This is a genomic window from Sorangiineae bacterium MSr11367 (genome assembly GCA_037157805.1).
GTDB lineage: Bacteria > Myxococcota_A > Polyangia > Polyangiales > Polyangiaceae > Pendulispora > Pendulispora rubella.
The window spans coordinates 6,579,802-6,600,690 of the sequence record CP089983.1; the positions used below are offsets into that span (position 1 = coordinate 6,579,802).

Genomic DNA, 20,889 nt, shown 5'->3' on the forward strand with positions numbered 1-20,889 from the left:
CCTCAAGAAACGCGGGCGCCCGTGTTGGGGCGGTTTCGTTTCGCTTCACAAGAATACTGTCTGCTATCGTGAAAACAAAGGCCCGTTTACAGTGAAACTGCGGCGGGATCAAGCACCCTGGACAGAAATGTCCGGGTCCGCTCGTGGCTCGGGTTGCCAATCACCTGCGCGCCCGGGCCCTGCTCGACGATGACGCCGCCGTCCATGAACACGACCCGATCGGCGACTTCGCGCGCGAAGCTCATTTCGTGGGTGACGACCATCATGGTCATGCCTTCGCGCGCCAGCATGCGCATGACCGCGAGCACGTCGCCCACCAGCTCGGGATCCAACGCCGAGGTGGGCTCGTCGAAGAGCATCAACTCGGGGTGCATGGCCAGCGCGCGCGCAATGGCCACGCGCTGCTGCTGCCCGCCGGAAAGCTGCGCGGGGTATGCGCTCGCCTTCTGCGCGAGGCCCACGCGTTTCAGGTTCTCCTCCGCCACCCGCGCCGCTTCTTCCGGCGCGCGGCCCAGCACGCGGCGCTGCGGCAAGGTGAGGTTTTCCGTGACCGTGAGGTGCGGAAAGAGGTTGAACTGCTGAAACACCATGCCGATTTTGCGGCGCTGCGCATCGAGGTCGACGTCCGGGTCGGTGATCTCGACCCCGTTGACGAAGATGTGCCCCTCCTCGGGCTCCTCGAGCAAGTTCACGCAGCGAAGCAACGTGGATTTGCCCGAGCCAGACGGCCCGATGACGCACACGACCTCGCCGGCATCGATGGTGAGATCGATGCCCTTGAGGACGTGCAGCGCGCCGAACGACTTGTGCACGCCGCGGATTTCGACCGCCGTCTTACCCTTGCTGGCGCCGGACATCACGACCTGCCCTGCGCGGCGTTGGCGCGTGCTTCGAGCCGGCGCACCAAGTAGCCGAGGGGAATGGTCACGATGAGGTAGCAAAGGCCCGCCACGAAGATGGGCGTGGTGTTCGCCGTTTCACTCGCCAGATCGCGGCCGAACTTGGTCAGCTCGCGCTCCTCGAGGGTGACGCCCAAAAAGAGCACCAGCGACGAGTCCTTGAACAGGAGCACCAGCTCGTTCGTGAGCGGTGGAATGATGATGCGGAACGCCTGCGGCAGGATGATCGAGAGCATGGCGCGCCGGTGGGAAAACCCCAGGGAGCGCGCGGCCTCCATCTGGCCTTTGGGCACGGCCTGGATGCCTGCGCGGATGGTCTCGGCCATGTACGCGGCCGAGACCAAGCCGAGCCCCAACGCCACCTTGCCGTACGTGCCACCGGGAATTTCGCTGCCAGGGAAGGCCAGCGGAATGCCGACGCCGACGAACATGAAGATGACCAGCGCCGGCAAACCCCGGAAAAATTCGATGTAGAGCCCGGCCAGGAGCCGGTACGGAATGACCTGCGAGAGCCGCATCAACGCGATAATCAGCCCCAAAACCAGGCCGAGGGCGAAGCCCGAGATCGTGTAGACGACCGTGTTCTTCAGCGCGATGGTGAGCAGCCGCGGGAAAAGCCGCGCGGCGATGTCGAGCCGTACGAACTGGCTCGCCAGGACGGGCCAGTTGGCCGTGAAGGCCACGACCAGCAGCAGGACGACGAAGAGTGCATACTGCACCGTCTGCGAAACGGAGCGGTTGCGTTTCCGGCGCTTGGACGGCGTCGCCGCCAAGGGCGCGGGCGCCTTTTCGGCTTCGGTCTTCGCGTCGTTCACGGCTTCTTGGCGGTGGGCATGGGGCCGAACCACTGCTCGTAGAGGCGCTGGTACGTGCCGTCGGACTTGGCCTGCGCGAGCACCTCGTTGACGGCCGCGAGCAGCTTGCTATTGCCCTTTTTGACCGCGATGCCGAGTTGCTCGCCCGTATCGAGGTACGCTGCAATCTCGAAGGCGGAATTGCTCGGATCCTTCATCCAGGCCTGAACGACGGGATGGTCCTCGATGACCGTCTCCACCTGACCCGAGCGCAGGCCATTGAGCAGCGCGTCCGAGCTCTCGAAGGAAACCGGGTCGAAGCCCTTGGATTTGGTGAAGTCCTCGCCGGTGGTCTGTGACTGGGTGCCCACCTTTTTGCCCGACGATTTCAGGGTGGCGAGATCGGTCACGGCGATGCCCTTTTTGATCAGAAGCGCCTGCTTGGCATCGAAATAGGGCTCGGAAAAGTCGATGTTCTTGCGGCGAGGCTCGGTGATGGTCATACCGGCCGCCACGAGATCGCATCGGCCGGAGTTGAGGAAGGCGCCCGTTTTGAAGTTCTCGAACGGGGTATCGACGAACTCCTGCTTCACACCCAGCTTCTTCGCGACCAATTCGATGATGTCCACGTCGAAGCCCACGTACTTGCCGTCTTTTTCCACCTGAAAGGGCGGATACGGGATGTGCGTGCACGTGACGAGCGTGCCCTCTTTGACCAGCGGAACGCCCCCCGCGCCGGTGCCGGTCTTGTCCTTGCTGCATCCCGCCATCCCCGCGGAAAGAGCCACCGCGATACCGAAAACGAGTAGAGACATCGGACGAGCAGACACGGGATACCTCCTTGGTCGACGTGATGACCCGCGTCGCTTTTGGGGACGCGGCTCCAGCGCGACAATATGGCACGCCTCGGGCAATGCAACGCGTAAAAGCGAAGGGAGCCTCCCCCACCCCAGCCCTCCCCCTGAGGGGGAGGGAGCCGACAACCGGTGAAATCCTACAGCCCTGATGCTCCGGCGTCATTGGGTGCTGGTGGGAAGGCGCGCTTCATCTTCATTGCGCAGCCTGTTAGGTTGCGTGGCAAGTTGGACGGAGGAGTCGATATGCGAAAGACCATGCAAACCACGCGATGGCGGTCGGCGACCATGCTGGCGTTGGCAACGTTGGCGATGATCGGCTGTCGCGGCTCGGGCGATGCGGGCGGTGACAAGGGGGACAAAAACGGCGAGAAAAAGGCCGAAGGACCGCAAAACACCACGATTACGTGGTGGGACACCTCCGATTCCACGAACGAGGCGCCGAAGTTCAAGGACCTCATTCAGAAGTTTCAAGCGAAGTATCCGAACATCAAGGTCGAATATCAGAACATCCCGTTCGAGCAGGCGCGCGACAAGTTCAAGACCGCCGCGCAGGCCAATACAGCGCCCGACGTGATGCGCGCCGAGGTGGGGTGGACCGCGGAGTTCGCGTCACTTCGCTTCCTCGCGCCGCTCGAGGGGACGCCTGCCGCGGCCGACGCAGCCGACTACCTCCCTGCCCCCCTCGCGAGCAACAAGTTCGGCGGCAAGTTGTTCGGCGTGCCCCAAGTCACCGACGTGCTGGCGCTGCTTTACAACAAGGGGCTGCTCGAGAAAGCCGGCGTGAAGGAGCCGCCGACCACGATGGCCGAGCTGAAGACCGCCGCGCTGGCGGTGAAGGCGAAAGCGGGCGCCGATGGTTTGTACCTCAATCCGGGTGGCTACTTCCTTTTGCCGTTCATCTACGGCGCCGGCGGCGATTTGGTGAACGCCGACGAAAAGAAGATCACCGTCAATACGCCGGAGGCCGTGAAGGGCCTGGAGGTCGCGCTCGATCTCATCAAGAGCGGCGCGGCGGCCAAGCCGGATCTCAACTCCGGGTACAATCAGATGCAGGCGGGCTTCAAGGACGGAAAGGTCGCCATGGTCATCAATGGCCCATGGTCCGTGGCCGATGACTTCAGCGGCAAGGCCTTCGCCGACAAAGGCAACTTGGGCATCGCTCCGGTGCCGGCAGGAAGCACGGGCAAAGCCGGTTCGCCGATGGGCGGGCACAATTACGTGGTGTACGCCGGGTCCAAGAACCTGACGGCGTCGTACCAATTCATTCAATTCATGAATAGCGCCGAGAACCAGGCCTACCTGGCCAAAGAGCTCGGGCTGCTGCCGACACGCTCGTCGGCGTACTCGTTGCCCGACACGGCGGCGAACGCGGTGGTGCCGAAGTTCCGCGCGGTCATCGACAAGGCGGTGGTGCGCCCCACGATTCCGCAGGCCGGGCAGCTTTTGATTCCGCTCGACCAGCAGTATCCGCGCGCCGTCAGCGGCGACAAGACGCCGCAGGCCGCCCTGGATACGGTGGCCAACGACTACAAGCAGATCCTCAAGGATTGGAAGTAAGCATGGCCGCAGGTCGCCTCGCTCGTTCGTGGGACAAGCACAAATATGCGTGGGGAATGGCCTTCCCCGTGGTGCTCGTGCTGGGGGTGCTCGTGGGGTATCCGCTGTACCGAGGGGTTTACCTCTCGTTCACGGATGCCAACGAGCAAAACGTCGCGGCGACCATCGGTGCACTGCAAGTGCCCGATTCGTTCTCCTTCGTGGGACTGCGCAATTACATCGATGTGCTCTTCGGGCCGAACACCAAGTTCTGGGCGGTGCTCGGCCGCACGGTGGTGTGGACGATCAGCTGCGTCTTTTTCCACTACACGATTGGGCTCGGGCTCGCGCTGCTTCTCAATCGCGAGGTGCGCGGGCGCTCGCTCTACCGCGTGCTGCTCATTTTGCCATGGGCGGTGCCGTCATTCGTGAGCGCCTTCGCGTGGAAGCTCATTCTCGCGCGGGACAACGGCATCGTGAATCACGTGCTCGGCACGTTGGGGCTGGGCACGTTCGATTGGCTGGGGAGCGACACGCTGGCGTTCATCTCGGTCATCGGCATCAACATTTGGGTGGGCGTGCCCTTCAACATGGTGGCGCTGCTCGGGGGGCTCCAAGCCATCCCCGCCGAGCTGTACGAGGCCGCGGAGGTCGACGGGGCGTCGCCGTGGCAGCGGTTTTGGCACATTACCTTTCCCGGTCTGCGCACGGTGAGTGCGAGCATCATTTTGCTGGGCGTGATTTGGAGCTTCAATTTATTCGCGATCATCTTCCTGGTGACGCGCGGCGGGCCGGGGGACTCGACGCAGATTCTCGTCACGTATGCGTTCTCCGCGGCGTTCGAAGGCATTCGCGATTACGCGGTGGCGGCCACGTACGGGATTCTCATCTTGGGGGTGCTCTTGGCCTACGCAACGGTGTACCGGCGCGCGCTCCGCGCCAGCGGCGAGGTATGGTGACATGAGCACGCATCGAAAGCGTGGAGAGCGCTCGCTCGCCGGCTCGGCAGCGCTGCACCTGATTTTGCTCACGGCAAGCGGCGTGGCCGCGTTTCCGGTGCTCTGGGTGCTCGTCATTTCGCTGCGCCCCGGGTTCGCCGGGAGCAGCGAGGTGCATCTGCTCGAGCCGTCGTCGTTCGACAATTACGAGTACGTGATTGCGAAGACGAAGCTTCTCACCTGGTTCGCCAATTCGATTTCCGTGGCCTTCTTCACCACGGTGTTCGGGATCTTCCTGTCGGCCACGGCGGGCTATGCGATTTCGCGGTTTCGCTTTCCGGGGCACCGCTCGCTGATGTGGACGTTCTTGGTCACGCAGATGTTCCCCGTCGCGATCCTCATCGTGCCGCTCTACAACTTGATGAACAAGCTCGGCTGGGTGAACACGCACACGAGCCTGGTGTTCGCCTATTGCACGGTCACCGTGCCGTTCTGCACCTGGATGCTCAAAGGCTATTTCGACGCGATCCCCGCCGAAATCGACGAAGCCGGCCGCGTCGACGGCCTGACGCCCATCGGGACCTTCTGGCGCCTCATCCTCCCCCTCGCCCGCCCCGGCATCGCCGTGACCGCGTTCTACTCCTTCCTCCAAGCCTGGGGCGAGGTCGCGTATGCGACGGCATTCATCACGAGCGACGACAAGAAGACACTCGCCGCGGGGCTGCAGAGTTTCGTGACCCAGTTCAAACAGGAATGGGGCTACCTGGCCGCCGCATCCATCTTGATCACCATCCCCGCGGGCCTCGTCTTCTTCTTCGCACAGAAGCACTTGGTGGCCGGCCTCACCGCCGGCGGCACCAAGGGGTAGCGAGGGCGGCGTTTCTGCCGTGTGCTATGCTCGTCGCATGGCCATGGGTGCAGCCGAGCAAAAGTACGTCAGCTACGAGGAGTATCTCGAGCTCGAGCGGGACAGCTTGGTCAAGCACGAGTGGCTCGACGGAATCGTCTACGCGATGGGCGGCGGCAGTACCGAGCACTCGCGCCTGGCACTCAACATGACAGCTGCACTCAAGAGTGCACTCGCAGGAGAGTGTGTCGTCTTCAGCTCGGACGCAGCACTCTACGTTCGAGAAACGAAGTTCTCGACCTATCCCAATGGCAGCGTCGTTTGCGGTCCCCGTGACCTGCACCGCGGCGAGAAAGGAATCGGTGAAGCCCTCCTCAATCCTGTGTTGATTGTCGAAGTGCTCTCCGATTCGACCGAGAAATATGATCGCGGAGAGAAGTTTTCACACTACCTACGAATCCCAACGCTGCAGGAATACGTGCTCGTATCGCAACACGAACCGTGCATCGAGGTGTATCGCCGACCGAAGCGTGGCCATTGGGCCCACGAGACAGCGCGCGCGGGTGAGACGCTGCAACTGCACGGACGCACGATCGCCGTCGACGACATCTACCGTGAGTAGCGCGGGTTCACCGCGTTAGGGCGGCGACGCGGTCGATGGTGCGGCCGGATTCATCCATGAATTCGATGAGGGGCGTGCCTTCGGGGGTGACGCGGAGGACGAGGCGGTCGCGGCCCTCGGGGTCCTTCAGGAAGAAGGCGACGGAGCGGTCTTGGTCGCGGGCGATGGCGAAGCGGCGCGTTCCATCGGGTTCGACGATGTTGAGGCGTTCGACGTCGACCTCGGAGAATCTGTGCTTCTGGTCCTTGAAGGCGATTCCTGCTCCGACGATTCCCGCCAAGGTGACGGTGAGCGCCGCGGAATAGATGATGAGGAAGCGGTGGGGGGTAAGCCAGGCCTTCATGACCAGTGTTCGCCGAAGGGCGCCCGTTTATTTCAACGCTGCACCTGAGGGAAGGCGCGATTCTCAGCAGAATTGTTCATGTTGTCCGATGAACACTTCAGCTAAAACGCTGAGCATGCTCCTCCCCTTCTCGAATTTCTCGAACCGAATGCTTTTCGGAGCGCTCGCCGTCACGGCGAGCCTTCTCACGGGTTGTGCCGCGGATACGCGTGACGCAGACGCGGCCTCGTCGTCTCGCTCTTCGTTGGTCGCCGGATACGACCAGGTGGACTTCGAGCAGTACGACGTTCCGCCGGACGAGTTGAATGCCCTCGTCGCGCAGGCCAACGGGACGAACCCCTACTACATGCAGGTCGAGGGAACCGACTACGTGTATGTGCAATCACAGCCCCAGGACCCGACCCTCGACGAAATTTTGCAGTCGTACGCCGGCGCCTACGGGCTCGATGGGACCATCGAGGGGGCGGCGAGCCGCCAGCAGCTCGACACCGACCTGCAACGCTTCAACGTGACGGGCGCCGTCGCGGCGGCGCAGCATGCGGTCGGGGCCGAGGATTTCCAGATCGGCCACATCAAGTACGACCGCCTCGAGCAGCCGGGCTCGCACCACTGGATCGATTGGTACGTGCTCTATTTCCCCACCGCGAATCGGTTCGTGGTCGTCAAACTCGACGCCGTCGAGGTGTAATTCCGGGTACAATCCCGGGTCGATGTCCAAGGTCAGCTACCAAAAGGCCACGCGAATCTATCCCGGCGGTACGCGCCCAGCGGTCAATGCGCTGGATCTCGAGATAGGTGCCGGCGAATTCCTGGTGTTGGTCGGCCCCTCGGGCTGCGGCAAGTCCACGGCGCTGCGGATGCTCGCCGGGCTCGAGGACATCGACTCGGGGGCCATCCACATCGGCGATCGCGATGTCACGCACCTGCCCCCGAAGGAGCGGGACATCGCCATGGTGTTCCAGAACTACGCGCTCTATCCGCACATGACCGTCGCCGAGAACATGGGCTTCGCGCTCAAGATCGCCGGCGTTGCCAAAGAGGAGATCGCGAAGCGCGTCCGCGAGGCGGCGAAGATCCTCAGCCTCGAGGAATACCTGGAGCGCAAACCGAAGGCGCTCTCCGGCGGGCAACGGCAACGCGTCGCCATGGGGCGCGCCATCGTGCGCCAGCCCAAGGTGTTCCTGATGGACGAGCCGCTCAGCAACCTCGATGCGAAATTGCGCGTGCAAACGCGCACGCAGATTGCGTCGCTCCAGCGAAGGCTCGGCGTCACTACCGTCTACGTCACCCACGACCAGGTGGAGGCGATGACCATGGGCGATCGCGTGGCCGTCCTCAAGGACGGCGTGCTCCAGCAGTGCGACACGCCACGCGCGATGTACGAGCGGCCCGCCAACGTCTTCGTGGCCGGCTTCATCGGCTCGCCGGCGATGAACTTGCTCGACGTGCCCTTCGAGGACACCTTCGTGCGCGTGGGCAGCCACCAACTGGCGCTGCCCCCGCATGTCCTCGCCGCCGCCAAGACCGAGAAGAACGGCGAGATCACCATCGGCATCCGCCCCGAATCGTTCGAACTTTTGAGTGCGGCCCCCCAAGCCGGGCCTGGGGCACCGCAATCCGAGGGGCTGCCCGTCACCGTCAACGTCGTCGAGGAGCTCGGCGCCGATGCGTACCTCTATGGCAGCGTCGAGCTGCCGGATGGGCAGCACGACATCGTGGCCCGGGTCGATGCACGCAAACCACCGCGCCGCGGCGAGAAGGTGCACCTGTCGGTCCGCACCGACGAGACGCACGTCTTCTCGAGCAAGACCGGCGAACGCCTCGCCGCACCTCAGTAAACGGAGAGGCCATCGCGGTCATCGGCAGAGGTACGCGTACTTGAGATCGTGGCTCACCGTCGTGCGGCGGCCCGAGTAACTGACGTGCACGCCGCCGGCGGCGTCCACGGCGATGGACGTCCCCGCAAGCTCCGGAACGGTCTCCACCATGTCCATGAACCACGCGTCGCCGCTGCGCCGGGCATATTTGAGCTGGTTGTGCGTGGAATCGTAATACGCAATGTGCACGTCGCCGGAGGCGCCGACCGCGATCGAGCTGAAACGGCCCACGTCGTCCGTCGTATCGACGGTGCGAATTTGCCAGTTTCCATCGCGCGTCCGAAAAGCGTACTTCAAGTCGCCGTCGCTGTAGTCGTAATAGCTCGCGTGCAGCGTGCCCGCGGAATCGACGGCGAGCGACGTGTAGGCGCCCACGTTGTTCGTGGCGTCCACGGTCTGTTTCAGCCAGCCGGAACCACCGCGCTCCGCTACGCGGATATCGTGCGGGATCACCACGTGGTACGCGATGTACGTGCGGTCCGACGGGTCGATCACCAACGACGAGAACTCGCCGGCGTTGATGTCCGCCTCGTCGTCCACGACTTCGAGCGCCCACGCGGCGGCCCCCTTCGGGCGCTCGGCGTAGCGGAGAACTCCGTCGGCGACGCCTTGGGTGCCTCGCATGTAGCTGAGTCGGAGCGCGCCAGATTTGCTCACCGCGAGCGAGGGAAAGGGACCTCGGCTGCCGATCGTGTCGATCACGCCCGTGGTCCATGGCCTCCCGCGCCCAGCCGAATCGGCCATTTTGAGCTCGCTCCTGGCGCGGGCGTACGCGATGTGCACGCTCCCGTCGGCGTCGTCCACGGCGAGCGAAGACTGCTCGCCGGCATGGTCGCCGTCGACGATGGCCAGCGCCCACGCGCCGTCGCGCGGGCGGTGCGCATAGTTGAGCGCGTCCCTCGCTTGGTCCCAATAGCTCACGTGGACGGCGCCGTCGCGGTCCACCTCGAGTGACGTCGAAGCCCCCACGTTGGTCGTCGCATCGACGGAGGCGATGTTCCACGCGCACCGCGTGCATGCGCCGCCCGCGCACGACTCGCCCGACGGGCACGCGGCCGGCGTACCCCACTCGAGGCAGGCATCCTCGTCGAACTGCCCGCAGCGCGCCACGCCTTGGTCGGTGCACTGGGTCGCGTTGGCTTGGCACTCGTCGGTGCAGCCGATGGCCCCGAGCACCGTCGACGCCTCGATGGTGCGATGCCACTCGGGCGTCACGTCGATGGTTCCATGCGCCACGCGCGTGCCGCCCGCGAGACCCCACACGTCGATGTGGAGCGGAACGCCCGCAACCCCATCGTCGAGCATCACGGTCACCGTTTCGACGGCGGCAAGCGCGCGCGGTGCCTCGGGCACCATGGCGACGCGCGCGCCGTTCTGCAGCTGCAGCTGGGTGAGCTTCGCCGCCGGGTCGATGGTGGCGCGCACCCGGACCGCCGTCAGCGGTTCGTCCTCGGAGCTCGCGCAGGCGAGCAGCGGCGCGAGCAGGAGAAACGCGGCGTAGCGCTTCATCGCGTTCTCCAGTCGACGGTCGCCCCCGAGGGGCCCGAAGAGTCTTTGCCGCCGCTGGTCGCAATCACCACGCCGGTCACGACGGCGCCGGCCACGACGGCGGCCGCGCCGGTCCAGAACCACCAACGGTGCGTGATGGGGGAGTCTTCTTTCTTGTCCGCGGGCAGAGGCCGGAACACGTCGCGCTCGCGTTGGGGTTTGACCTCGATGGCCACGGCCTTGGGGGCCGGCGCGGGCGGTGGCTCCAGCTCGCGAATGTGCTTCTCGGCATCGCCGCGCTGGCTACCCTCGGGCGCCTCCTTCACGTAGCGCCGGTACAGATCGAGCGCGCGATCCCCCTGCCCGACCAAGCGCGCGCACTCCGCCATGTTCCACAGGAACCCTGGTTTGTGCGACAGCTCGTAGCCGGCGGTAAATGCGGCGCCGGCCTCCAAGTATCGGCCGCCCTGAAAGTGTTGCGTGCCCTCGGCATAATACTGCCGCGAGCGCACTTCGGTGGTGACCGTATCTTCGGCGCGCGCGACGGCGGGAGACGACACGACGAGCGCGAGCCACGTGAGGAAAAGCCATTTCATGGGAAGCGTGTTTCAGTCGAAAGGATTGACGAGCTTGCCCGCCGAATTCACCGGCGGGGCAACAACCACGGGTCGCGCGCTTTCGGAGGCGGCGGGCGGCGGTGTCGGTGCTTTGTGCGCGGCCGGTCGCCGTGCACTCGGCCGAGGCGCAACGGCCAGCGATTCCACGGGAATCGGCGCAGGCGCAGGCGCAGGCTCGGACGTGTCGATCGCCGCCGCCACGAACGAGGGGGCCAACTCGGGCGCGCGCACAATCGCGCTCGGTGAACTCGACGGCGCCGACGAGCCCGGAGCATCGGCGCGATACGTCCCATGCATCGCAAAGGCCGCAATCCCCAGGGTCAACGCCGCCGCGAGACCCCACGGCCCCCACCGAAATCGCGATGGACGAACCACCGGTACGGACGAGACGGCGCTCGGCCGCGGCGTGGCCACCAACGGAAGCTGCGGAAGCGCCGCACTCGCGAGTGTCGCGTTCAACGACGGATTCACTGGTGACACCGGCGGCGCCGTTCGCAACGAGGCCGGAATCTTTTGCAAGATGGCCTCGAGCCGCTGCGCAACGTCGTCCATGGATGCAGGCCGCCCTTCCGGCGCACGCGCGAGCATCTGCATGACGAGCTCCGCGAACTCCGGCGGCAGATCCGCACAGAGCTCCTGAATCGGCACCGGCTCCACGGTGGACTTGCGCACGAAGATCTGCACGAGGTTATCGCCCTCGATGGGCGCACGGCCGGTGACCAGCTCGTAGGCCATCGCGCCCAGCGAATAGATGTCGCTGGCGGTCGTCACCGATTTGCCGTCCGCCTGCTCCGGCGAGCAATACAGCGGCGTCCCCATCACGGTGCCGGTGAGCGTCGCTTTGGGCAGCGGCAACGATTCCACGCCGCCGCCGCGCCAACTCGACTCCGTCAACTTGGCGATGCCGAAATCCAGAATGCGCACGAACGGCATGCCGCCCGTGTCGAACTGAACGAACGCGTTGGCGGGCTTGAGATCGCGATGGATGATTCCCGCTGCATGCGCACCCGCCATGCCCACGGCAATTTGCCGGCATACTTCGGCCGCATGCCGAACTTCGAGCACCCCGCGCCGGGCGAGCAACTGCTCGAGGGTCTGCCCCTCGAGGTACTCCATCACGGCGTAGTGGCTTCCCCCATCGGGAAGGGTACCGAAGTCGACGCAGCGGACGATGTGCGGGCTCTGAATCACGTTGGCCGCTTTGGCCTCGTTGATGAAGCGCTCGAGCATGTCCGGCGAGTCTGCGCAGTACTCGTGGAGGATCTTGATCGCCACGCGCGCGCCGACGAGCGGATGCTCGCCGAGGTACACCACGCCCGCGCTCCCCTCGCCCAAAAGACGGATGAGCCGATAGCTGCCCACGGTTTCGCCCACGAGCCCGCGGCTGGAGCGCGATCGAATGTGCGTGCCAGTGGGACCGGAGCGACCGGAGGGCCGGGGATTTTCAGGAGCGGATGCCACGCACATCCGTCTTACCGGCCCTGGCGCAAATTCCTTCCTTGCTGGCGGTTACTTCACTTCGCCGACGGGTCGGACACCCGCCCGTTGAAGAGAATCATGCCTGTCGCATTGTCGCGGATGAAGAACAAGAACGGGTGATCCGCATGAAATTGCGCGACCTTTTCGGGCATGGGCATCGCCGTAGCGCGCATCATCACCACCGCCGTTGCGGCCGCCGCCTCGGTTCCCTTTTCGTCGACCTTCACGAACGCTTTGTGGAACACGTCGGAGATGTACAGCCGATCCTGCGGCGACGGCGGGTTGGCGATGCCGGTGAAGTCCGCCTTGCGACGATCGAAAGCGAGCGGCATCCCCATCTCTTGCAGCCGCTCCCCCAAGGCGAGCGACGCCGTGGGATTGATCTCGAACCTCGGCAACGTCACATTCACGGTTTGCGGTTGGAGCGCCGACACCAGGTCGGCAATCTTGCCATTGTCGAGTGACTTCTCGAGCGCCTCCACCCCATCGACCTTGTCGGGCAGCACGAAGAGCATGGACATTTGCCCGCCCTTGTAGCCAATCTCCAGCGCCTTCAGCCCGTCCTGCTGCACGAAGCGCAGACGATCTTCGCGCCGCATGGTGGGCACGTCCTTCTTCGACGTGGCGCTCAATTGGAAGGCCGCCGGCTTCGTCCTTTCCTTGTCGAAGGGCGTGTTCCAATCGCCGAGGAAGTAGATCGCATTGACCAACACGAGACGCGCATCCGTCTTGATGACCCCGGCCGGGATGAGATCTTTGATGCGCTTTTCCGTTTGCTCCTCGACCCACGTGTTGATGCGCACGCGCGCTGGCTCGGGCGCCTTGATGAAATCGACCCCTTCGAGCGGCGCGCCGAAGGCCGCTTTGGTGGATTCGAGGAACGGCGATTCGAACTTGAAGGTCTTCTCTCCGAAGAGCCGGTTCGCGATGCGGAACTTGATGGGCCGCGCCGGCTCCTGCAACGCGCTGGAAAGCTTGCCCGCCGACTGCAGCACCTCCTGCGGCGTGCCCTCGAGGTGAAGCACCTTGCGCATTTGGTCGGCCGTATCCCCCTTGGCGCCGGCCCACGTCATCGTCAGCGCGGTGGTGATGCTCGCCGACGAGACGGCGATGTTGCCCTTCTGGGTGCGCACGCGCTGGTACAGGTCGAAGCCGAACAAGTTGCTGTCGTGCGCGAAGCGCGTGACGATTTCCGGGGAGGTCGCCGACGAAGCCGGCGTGTCGCTGGCAGAGGGCATGGTGCTCGCGCTCGGGGCTGGGGTGGGCGCCGTGGCGATCGGCTCGGCGGGAGGCTGGGGTTGCGCGGTGGACGGCGTCTGCGATTCCGGCGGGGGGTTCGAATTGCAGTGCGCGGCGCCCACTCCGAGTAGAGACGCAACGAGCGGGGCGAGACGGCGGATGGTCATGTGGTTTTCGACGCTCCTCGAGAACCAAGGATCTACGATTCTGATGGAAGCATCCACCCCAGAAACCGACGTGCTCTGCAACACGACAATGCCGCACATCATCGCGCGGGGTCCGATCCGGACACCACCACGCCAAGCGTAGAGCTTACGCGGGGCGGGATCCCGGTGGGATCGCCGCCGTCGCACACTTCAACTGCCGCATTTGGCGGCGGCGGTGAAAGACCGATTCGAGGGCGAACACCGCAAGGCCGACCCAAACCAGGCCGAACCCCATCCAGCGTGACGCCGGCATCTCCTCGCGCATCACGACGACCCCGCAGAGAAACTGCAACGTGGGCGCGATGTACTGCAGGAGGCCGATCGACGTGAGGGGCACGCGGTTGGCCGCCGCGGCGAACCAGAGAAGCGGGATGGCCGTGAGGATGCCGCACGAAGCCAGAAGGAGATCTTTGGTGCCGGAAACGTGGCCGAAGGTGCCGTGGCCCGTGTTCTCGACGTAGAGGAGGTAGCCCAGGGCCGGGAGAAAGAGCAGCCCGGTTTCGACGGTGAGGCTCTCGAGCGCCCCCACGCCGGCCTTCTTCTTGACGAAGCCATAGAGGCCGAACGAGAAGGCCAAGGAAAGCGCAATCCAGGGCAAGCGGCCGTAGTCGATGGTGAGGACGACCACCGCGATGGCCGCGATGCCCAACGCGGCCCACTGGGCACGGCGCACGCGCTCACCGAGGAAGAAGACGCCGAGCAGAACGGACACCAGCGGGTTGATGAAGTAGCCCAACGCCGTCTCGACGACGTGGTGGCTGTTCACCGCCCAGATGTACGTGAGCCAATTGACCGAGACGAGCCCCGCCGCAAGCGCCAGCAGACGGAACCGGTACATCCCGATGGCGCGAAGCCATTTCAGGCTGCGCAGGCGGGCCATGAGGATGGCCATGACGACCAGCGACCAGACGATGCGGTGGGCGAGGATCTCGAAGGCCGCGGCCGGTTTGAGAAGCGGCCAGAAGAGTGGGAAGAGGCCCCAGGATGTGTATGCGCAGATCCCGAACAAGACCCCTTTGCGAAGCTCACTCATTCTTGGATGCCGGATTCTGGTGCCGTTCGAGGGAAAAGCTAGGGCCAATCCGGCAAATGGACCAAGGCCAGCGCCTAGCGGCGCGTGCGCGGAAGGAACGGGATGGCGCGCTTCTCCAAGCCGGATTTCAAGGCGATGCGCTGATTCTTCGAGCCGACCAGGCGCCGTTGGAAGCGGCGTTCCCACGACAGCGCCTCGCCTTCCCCGCCATTCCATGCATGTTGCAACAATGCCTTGGCGGCGGCGACGGCATCCGGCGAGCGGGCAGCGATTTCGGCGGCGAGTTTCTTCGCGTCCTCGAGCGGTGCCTCGCTGACGTGGGTGACGAGGCCGAGCGACTTGGCCTCGATGCCGCTGACGATGCGCCCGGTCATGGTGAGCTCTTTGGCGACGTCGATGGGCACGAGCTCGCGCAAGGTGACGGTCCCGCCCATGTCGGGGATGAGGCCCCACTTCGATTCCATCACGGAAATCTTGGCGTCGGCCGTGGCGAATCGAAAATCCGCGCCGAGGGCGAGCTGAAAGCCACCGCCGAAGCACGAACCGTGGATCGCGGCGATGACCGGGATGCCGAGATCGCGCCAGACGAGTGTGGCGCGCTGGAAGAGGTTTGCCGTGGGGGACCACAATCGCGCAAAGCCGGTGGCCAGTTGGAGCGGCTGCGAGAGGACGGATTTGAAATCGAGCCCAGCGCAAAACGAGGGGCCGTCGCCGTGGAGGATGACCGCGCGGACGTCACGGTTTTTCCGAAGCGACTCGGCGGCCGCGACGAGGTGCTTCAAGGTTGGAAAGTCGATGCCGTTGTGCTTGTCGGGGCGTGACAGCGTCACGAATGCGAGCTCGCCTTCAATGCCGACGCGCACGGGCAGGCCAGCGCGGTCGTTCGGGGTGTCCGTCATGGGCCCAGATTTTCAGGTAAGCTCGGGTCATGTCTAGCGCAACCGACGCCACCGACGTGCCGCGCCTTCTTCGGTATTTCCGCATGCTCGAGCCGCTTCCCCTGGGTCTGGGCAAGCGGATCTTCTCGGAGGGCTTCAAGCTGGCGGCGCCCTACTTTCGGACCATTCCCGCGGTCGTCGATTCCGTGCGCCCCGGCGAGGTGCGTGTGCACATGGACGACCGGCGCAGGGTGCGAAATCACCTCGGCACCGTGCACGCGATCGCCTTGTGCAACTTGGCGGAGCTGGCGATGGGCGCCGTGGCCGAGGCCACCATCCCGGTGTCACACCGGTGGATTCCGAAGAGCATGCAGACCGAATACCTGGCGAAGGCCAAGGGTCGCATGCAGGCCACGGCCACATTGGACCTGCCGTCGCCGCTGGGCGACAAGCAGGGCATCGAGGTGCCGGTGCGGGTGACGGATCCCTCCGGCAAGGAGGTCTTCGTCGCGCGCATCCAAATTTGGGTTACACCGAAGCGGTGACGGATTTCTCCGCGCTCCGCGAGGAGATGACGCGGGGGATGTCCGGCTCGACGAAGCACCATCGCACCTCGGGGCGCAAGTGGCGGAGGCGCGCCTCGAAGGCATTGATGGTGCCGCAGGCTGCGTCGATATCCATTTTGTAGGCAAATGCCAATTTGACGGCGACGAGCACTTCGCCCTGCCCTTGTTGCAAGGTGATGAGCGACAAGATGCGCTCGAGTTCCTCCATTTCGGAGACGACCTGGCGCACGGCCTTTTCCACATCGGGATCGGCCGATTCGCCAATCAAGAGCGACTTGACCTCCACCGCCAGGAAGACCGCCACGGCCACGAGGACCAGGCCGACCAAAAGGCTCCCCACGCCGTCCCACCGTCCATCGCCGGTCACCGCCGCGAGAACCAGGGCCCCCAGGGCGAAGATGAGGCCCAACGAGGCAGCGGAGTTTTCTCCGAAGATGACCACGAGGTCCGCGTCTTTGGTGGTGCGCAGGTATTCGAAGAAGGGAGTGGCGCCACGTTTTTCGTTGAGATCGCGAATGTTCGAGAAGGTGGACCAGCCTTCGAGCAAGAGCGAGAACACGAGAATGGCGACTCCGAGCCACACGCGCTCCACCGCCTCGGGCTCGTGGATCTTGTGAATGCCCTCGTAAATGGAAAAGACGCCGCCGCCCGTGAAGAGCATGAGCGCGACGAGGAAGGACCAGAAATACGCCACCCGGCCATAGCCGAGCGGATGCAGCGCATCGGGCTTCTGCCTGGCCTGTTTGACCCCAACGAGAAGGAGCAATTGATTGAGGCAATCCGCCCCCGAATGGATGGCCTCTGCGAGCATGGCGCCCGACTTGGTGAACACCGCCACCACACCTTTGGTGGCCGCAATGACCAGATTGACGAACAACGATTGCAAAATGTGCTTGGTCGAGTGCTCTTGGTCCGACATGGGGAGGGAAGCACTTTACGCGAAAGCACGAAGCGTTGTCGCGACGTCGCGACACGCCTGCGCACGTGACGAAAACGCGGCGTCTTTTCGACACGTGGCGGGTTACGTCCAAGAAACACATTGCAGCGGCGCGAAGTTCCGGCACCCTCGCGGGCAACTCGAATGAAGGCGCGTCTCTGGTCGTGCGTGGTTACGCTCGTGCTGTTCTCGTGGGGGCTGTTGGGTTGTGCCAGTGAAGGGAGGCCTCCCCATGTACCGCCGACGCTCATACCGCCGAGCCGCGGCGGGGCGGCCTGGGTAGAAATCACCTCGAAGCATTTTCGTTTGCTGACGGACGCACCGACGGAGGTCGCGCGTGAGACGTCGACGGAACTCGAGAGGTACTACGGGGCGCTCGAGGACAGCGCCTTCCGCGGCCCCGATCGCGTTCGCGCACGCGTTGCCGTGGTGCAGTTCTGGCACGAAGACGACTTTCGCGCGATCACGGGGACCCGGGTCGGCTGGTACACGCAGTCCGAGCACCCGCTCGATCTGGACCCATCGACAACGCTGGTCTTTTACGGTCCCTTCGTCGAGTCCTCGCGCCGGATGGTGCTGCACGAACTGACGCATCGTTTTCTCGCGCGGAGCGTGGGAGGGCTTCCTCCGTTTCTCGAAGAAGGCATCGCCCAGTACTATTCGACGCTGCGGCTCGATTGGGGGTCCGTTCATCTCGGCGAGGCGCTTCCACTGGGGTCGGTCGCTCGAGGCATTGTCGAGGACATGGATCAGCGGGTTGGGAGCGCATGGCGACAGACGTCGATGAGCGGCCCCATGCCGGACTTCATCACCGTCGCCACGGATTCGCTCCCGCCGATCTCGACCATCATGAGCTTGGATCGCCACGCCTTTCTCGGCGGCGACGCCCCCCTCGGTGAAAGCATGCGAACCGCGGTCGCGAACTCCCTCGCGGCCTGGGCATTCGTGCACATGCTGCACTTCGGTCCCCAGAGCTACCGAACCGCCTACGATACGTTCATCCACGACGTGTTGAACGGGAGGGCAGCACGGCAGGCTTGGGCCGATGCCTTTCGCCTGGTGCCCGAAGCGGCACTCGAACGCGACTTTCACGCGTACATGAAGAAGAAGGAACTTACGGCGGCGCGCTATCCGTTCACGCCGCGCCCGTTGGACCCCGTCGAGGCTCGCCGGACACTGCCCGAATCAGAGATCCATGTTCTCTGGGCGCGACTTCGAATGAGCAACGCGGCTTCCTTCTCGGTCATGTTCGACGATTCGGACGACCTTCGCGTCGAACAACAGCGACGTGAGGAGGCAGCCGCCAAGGACTTGGACGACGCGATCGCCATCGATCCGCAGTCCGCGGAAGCGCGCTTTTGGCGTGGACTCTTCTTGTCGCGGCGGAGGAACTTCGTACGCGCGGGCGACGACTTGCACGTGGCTCTGGGGATGGCTCCCGACGAGCCTAGGTTTCATCTCGGCCTGGCCGCGACGCTGTTCGAAGCCACGCGGGTAAAGCCGGACGACGCCAGCTTGCGCGAATTGGCCACGGAGGTGGCATGGTTGCAGGAACACGCAGCAGGTGCGTACGAGCTCGATTTTCTCGCGCGCTATCACCAGCGCGTCGGCGCCAAGGACGAAGCGCTGCAGTTCGCGCAGAACGCGATTCGAACGGATCCGACGTGCCGGCGTTGTTTGAATACGTACGCGAACGTGCTCTACGCGCAGGGCCACGTGAAGGAAGCCGTGGCGGCGAAACGACGATCCATGGACCTCGCACCCGACGTGGTGCTCCCGTTTCGCACCGTCGAGGAGCTCCGCTGCTTCGAAAAGAGGCCTACTCCCTCGTCGTGCCTCGTGAGCGAGAAGCCGTGACCCCAATGAGGATGAGATCGATGCCGGCGAGGAACTCGGCGAGGTCGTCGTGTTCGCGCATTTGGGTGGCGACGGTCCGCGTGAATGGATACTCGTGGGCGTCGAGCGCCTTCCACCGGGCCGACGTCGTCTCGAGAAAGTCGGCGCGGTTCACGGCGGGATCGAACAAGCGGGCGTTCGCGGCATTCTGGATGCTCACGCCGAGGATGTAGCTCAGAAGCGCCGACGCCGCGGTGAACTGGGCGGCGCCGGCTACCCCCAGCGCTTGCACTTGGCGCCCGATGCGCTCGAAGATCTGCAAGGTCGCGGTCTCCCACGGGGCGCGAGAAAGCTGTGCGCCCACCCATGGATGCGCATCGATGGTGTCGAACACGCCGACGGCGATCTTTCGGATCGCGTCGTGCGGCGAAGCGGAAACGAGGACTTCTCCCGTCGCGCGGGCGACGACGGCGTCGGTGGCGGCGACGAGTAGCTCGCTCTTGTTCGCGATGTGCCAATAGAGCGCGCCGGGGCCCGTCGTCAGCCGCGTGGCGAGCGCACGGAAGGTCAATCCGTTCTCGCCCTCTGCATCGAGTAGCGCGATCGCCGCTTCGACGATCCGCTCGCGGGAGAGCGCGTCCTCACGCCGTTCCGACCCGCGCGTTGCCTTGGCCATCGCCGCATCTTGACATATCTGGAACGGCGTTCCAAGTTATGGACTGGAACAACGTTCCACTATGAAAGGAAGCACATTTGACACACATCGCGATCATTGGTGCCGGACTCGGCGGGCTGACCCTCGCCCGCGTCCTGCACGTCCACGGCATTGCCGCCACCGTCTACGAAGCCGACGCATCGGCGGATGCGCGCACGCAGGGCGGCATGCTCGACATCCATGACTACAACGGACAGCTCGCGCTGAAGGCGGCCGGGCTGTTCGACGAGTTCCGCCGAATCATCCACGAAGGTGGCGAGGCTACGCGGGTGCTCGACCCGCACGGCAAGCTCCTTCTCGACCAGCCCGACGACGGCGGCGGCCGTCGGCCCGAGGTGCATCGCGGCGAACTGCGGCGCATCCTGATCGACGCGCTGCCCCACGGCACCATCCAGTGGGGGCGCAAGGTCACGGCCGTTCACCCGCTCGGCGACGGGCGGCACGCGCTGACGTTCGCAGACGGGTCGACCGTGATCGCGAGCCTCGTGGTCGGTGCGGACGGTGCCTGGTCGCGGATCCGTCCGCGGCTGTCCGAGGTGAAGCCCGCGTACGTCGGAACTTCGTTCATCGAGACGTACCTGTTCGATGCCGACGTGCGCCACCCGGCCAGCGCAAAGATCGTCGGAGGCGGGGCCATGCTCGCCATCGCACACGGCAAGGGCATCGTCGCCCACCGCGAGGCCCACGGCGTCTTGCACACCTACGTCGGGCTCACCAAGCCGCAGGCGTGGATCGCGAGCATCGACGTCGCCAACGCGGAGGCGGCGAAAGCTTGCGTCGCGGCGGAGTTCGACGGCTGGGCGCCCGAGCTCACCGCCCTGATCACCGAGGGTGAGACGGCGCCTGTCGTCCGAACGATCCATGCGCTTCCGATCGGACATCGGTGGAACCGTGTGCCCGGCACCACGCTTCTCGGCGACGCCGCGCATCTTATGCCACCCGACGGAAAGGGCGCCAACCTCGCGATGCACGACGGCGCCGAGCTAGGCAAAGCCATCGCCGCCCACCGAGGCAACGTCGAAAGCGCACTCGCCCAGTACGAGGAATCGATGTTCACCCGAAGCTCGAAAGCCGCGGCCGAGGCCGCGATCACCCACGCGCTCTGCTTCGACGACGCCAACGCGCCGCACGGTCTGATCGCCTTCTTGAGCGGAGCCTAATTTCACACGCAACGAAGTCGAT

Annotated in this window: 21 protein-coding genes; 9 read left to right on the forward strand and 12 right to left on the reverse strand. The window is 64.7% G+C overall.

Going from position 1 to position 20,889, the window contains the following annotated elements; all coding sequences use genetic code 11:
- Nucleotides 1-86 precede the first annotated feature (86 nt).
- The 3 genes from LVJ94_25225 to LVJ94_25235 are packed head-to-tail and all read right to left on the reverse strand — an operon-like array spanning nt 87 to nt 2,523.
- Entirely contained in the window at nt 87-857 is a 771-nt protein-coding gene (locus LVJ94_25225; GenBank protein ID WXB10515.1) for an amino acid ABC transporter ATP-binding protein, read from the reverse strand.
- Nucleotides 857-1,714, reverse strand: a complete 858-nt coding sequence (locus LVJ94_25230; protein WXB10516.1) for an amino acid ABC transporter permease — start codon at nt 1,712-1,714, stop codon at nt 857-859. The genes LVJ94_25225 and LVJ94_25230 overlap by 1 nt, the downstream gene beginning before the upstream one ends.
- Nucleotides 1,711-2,523, reverse strand: coding sequence for an ABC transporter substrate-binding protein (locus LVJ94_25235; GenBank protein WXB10517.1), 813 nt, complete (start codon nt 2,521-2,523; stop codon nt 1,711-1,713). Before LVJ94_25235 ends, LVJ94_25230 begins: the two co-directional genes overlap by 4 nt.
- Nucleotides 2,524-2,793: 270 nt before the next feature.
- Here LVJ94_25235 and LVJ94_25240 point away from each other — a divergent pair, with 270 nt between their 5' ends.
- From LVJ94_25240 to LVJ94_25255, 4 genes are read left to right on the forward strand one after another with little or no spacing between them, the layout of a single operon-like run.
- Nucleotides 2,794-4,107: an extracellular solute-binding protein gene (locus tag LVJ94_25240; GenBank protein WXB10518.1), complete on the forward strand. Its 1,314-nt coding sequence runs from the start codon at nt 2,794-2,796 to the stop codon at nt 4,105-4,107.
- 2 nt (nt 4,108-4,109) lie between these two features.
- Nucleotides 4,110-5,045: a sugar ABC transporter permease gene (locus tag LVJ94_25245; GenBank protein ID WXB10519.1), complete on the forward strand. Its 936-nt coding sequence runs from the start codon at nt 4,110-4,112 to the stop codon at nt 5,043-5,045.
- Between the two features lies 1 nt (nt 5,046).
- On the forward strand, nt 5,047-5,892 hold the full coding sequence (locus LVJ94_25250; GenBank protein WXB10520.1) for a carbohydrate ABC transporter permease: 846 nt from the start codon (nt 5,047-5,049) through the stop codon (nt 5,890-5,892).
- Nucleotides 5,893-5,929: 37 nt separating this feature from the next.
- A complete protein-coding gene (locus LVJ94_25255; protein WXB10521.1) occupies nt 5,930-6,493 on the forward strand; it encodes a Uma2 family endonuclease in 564 nt (187 codons plus the stop codon).
- Nucleotides 6,494-6,500: 7 nt separating this feature from the next.
- Here LVJ94_25255 and LVJ94_25260 read toward each other — a convergent pair whose 3' ends face one another.
- The gene (locus LVJ94_25260; protein WXB10522.1) at nt 6,501-6,836 is read right to left on the reverse strand and encodes a hypothetical protein; all 336 of its coding nucleotides are present in this window, start codon (nt 6,834-6,836) and stop codon (nt 6,501-6,503) included.
- Nucleotides 6,837-6,951: 115 nt separating this feature from the next.
- Between LVJ94_25260 and LVJ94_25265 the strand changes: the two genes are divergently transcribed.
- Nucleotides 6,952-7,524, forward strand: coding sequence for a hypothetical protein (locus LVJ94_25265; GenBank protein ID WXB10523.1), 573 nt, complete (start codon nt 6,952-6,954; stop codon nt 7,522-7,524).
- A 22-nt stretch (nt 7,525-7,546) separates the two neighbouring features.
- Nucleotides 7,547-8,674: a sn-glycerol-3-phosphate ABC transporter ATP-binding protein UgpC gene (gene ugpC / locus LVJ94_25270; GenBank protein ID WXB10524.1), complete on the forward strand. Its 1,128-nt coding sequence runs from the start codon at nt 7,547-7,549 to the stop codon at nt 8,672-8,674.
- A gap of 18 nt (nt 8,675-8,692) precedes the next feature.
- Here ugpC and LVJ94_25275 read toward each other — a convergent pair whose 3' ends face one another.
- From LVJ94_25275 to LVJ94_25300, 6 genes are all read right to left on the reverse strand, one after another.
- Entirely contained in the window at nt 8,693-10,222 is a 1,530-nt protein-coding gene (locus LVJ94_25275) for a hypothetical protein (GenBank protein WXB10525.1), read from the reverse strand.
- Nucleotides 10,219-10,797, reverse strand: coding sequence for a hypothetical protein (locus LVJ94_25280; GenBank protein ID WXB10526.1), 579 nt, complete (start codon nt 10,795-10,797; stop codon nt 10,219-10,221). The genes LVJ94_25275 and LVJ94_25280 overlap by 4 nt, the downstream gene beginning before the upstream one ends.
- A gap of 12 nt (nt 10,798-10,809) precedes the next feature.
- Nucleotides 10,810-12,192, reverse strand: a complete 1,383-nt coding sequence (locus LVJ94_25285) for a protein kinase (protein ID WXB10527.1) — start codon at nt 12,190-12,192, stop codon at nt 10,810-10,812.
- Nucleotides 12,193-12,332: 140 nt separating this feature from the next.
- Entirely contained in the window at nt 12,333-13,703 is a 1,371-nt protein-coding gene (locus LVJ94_25290; GenBank protein WXB10528.1) for a serpin family protein, read from the reverse strand.
- A 145-nt stretch (nt 13,704-13,848) separates the two neighbouring features.
- Nucleotides 13,849-14,775 (reverse strand): EamA family transporter RarD, encoded by a 927-nt coding sequence (gene rarD / locus LVJ94_25295; GenBank protein WXB10529.1) that lies wholly within the window; start codon nt 14,773-14,775, stop codon nt 13,849-13,851.
- A gap of 74 nt (nt 14,776-14,849) precedes the next feature.
- The gene (locus LVJ94_25300; GenBank protein WXB10530.1) at nt 14,850-15,674 is read right to left on the reverse strand and encodes a crotonase/enoyl-CoA hydratase family protein; all 825 of its coding nucleotides are present in this window, start codon (nt 15,672-15,674) and stop codon (nt 14,850-14,852) included.
- Between the two features lie 29 nt (nt 15,675-15,703).
- On the opposite strand from LVJ94_25300, the gene LVJ94_25305 reads away from it, so the two are divergent.
- Nucleotides 15,704-16,198 carry a DUF4442 domain-containing protein gene (locus tag LVJ94_25305; GenBank protein ID WXB10531.1) on the forward strand — a complete coding sequence of 165 codons (495 nt, stop codon included), beginning with the start codon at nt 15,704-15,706 and terminating at the stop codon, nt 16,196-16,198.
- Here LVJ94_25305 and LVJ94_25310 read toward each other — a convergent pair.
- Nucleotides 16,182-17,138, reverse strand: coding sequence for a cation diffusion facilitator family transporter (locus LVJ94_25310; protein WXB10532.1), 957 nt, complete (start codon nt 17,136-17,138; stop codon nt 16,182-16,184). The genes LVJ94_25305 and LVJ94_25310 overlap by 17 nt on opposite strands.
- 162 nt (nt 17,139-17,300) lie before the next feature.
- Between LVJ94_25310 and LVJ94_25315 the strand changes: the two genes are divergently transcribed.
- Nucleotides 17,301-19,013, forward strand: a complete 1,713-nt coding sequence (locus tag LVJ94_25315; GenBank protein ID WXB10533.1) for a tetratricopeptide repeat protein — start codon at nt 17,301-17,303, stop codon at nt 19,011-19,013.
- Here the strand turns inward: LVJ94_25315 and LVJ94_25320 are convergent.
- Nucleotides 18,976-19,668, reverse strand: coding sequence for a TetR family transcriptional regulator (locus LVJ94_25320; protein ID WXB10534.1), 693 nt, complete (start codon nt 19,666-19,668; stop codon nt 18,976-18,978). The genes LVJ94_25315 and LVJ94_25320 overlap by 38 nt on opposite strands.
- A gap of 77 nt (nt 19,669-19,745) precedes the next feature.
- Here LVJ94_25320 and LVJ94_25325 point away from each other — a divergent pair, with 77 nt between their 5' ends.
- The gene (locus tag LVJ94_25325; protein ID WXB10535.1) at nt 19,746-20,867 is read left to right on the forward strand and encodes an FAD-dependent monooxygenase; all 1,122 of its coding nucleotides are present in this window, start codon (nt 19,746-19,748) and stop codon (nt 20,865-20,867) included.
- Nucleotides 20,868-20,889: the final 22 nt, after the last annotated feature.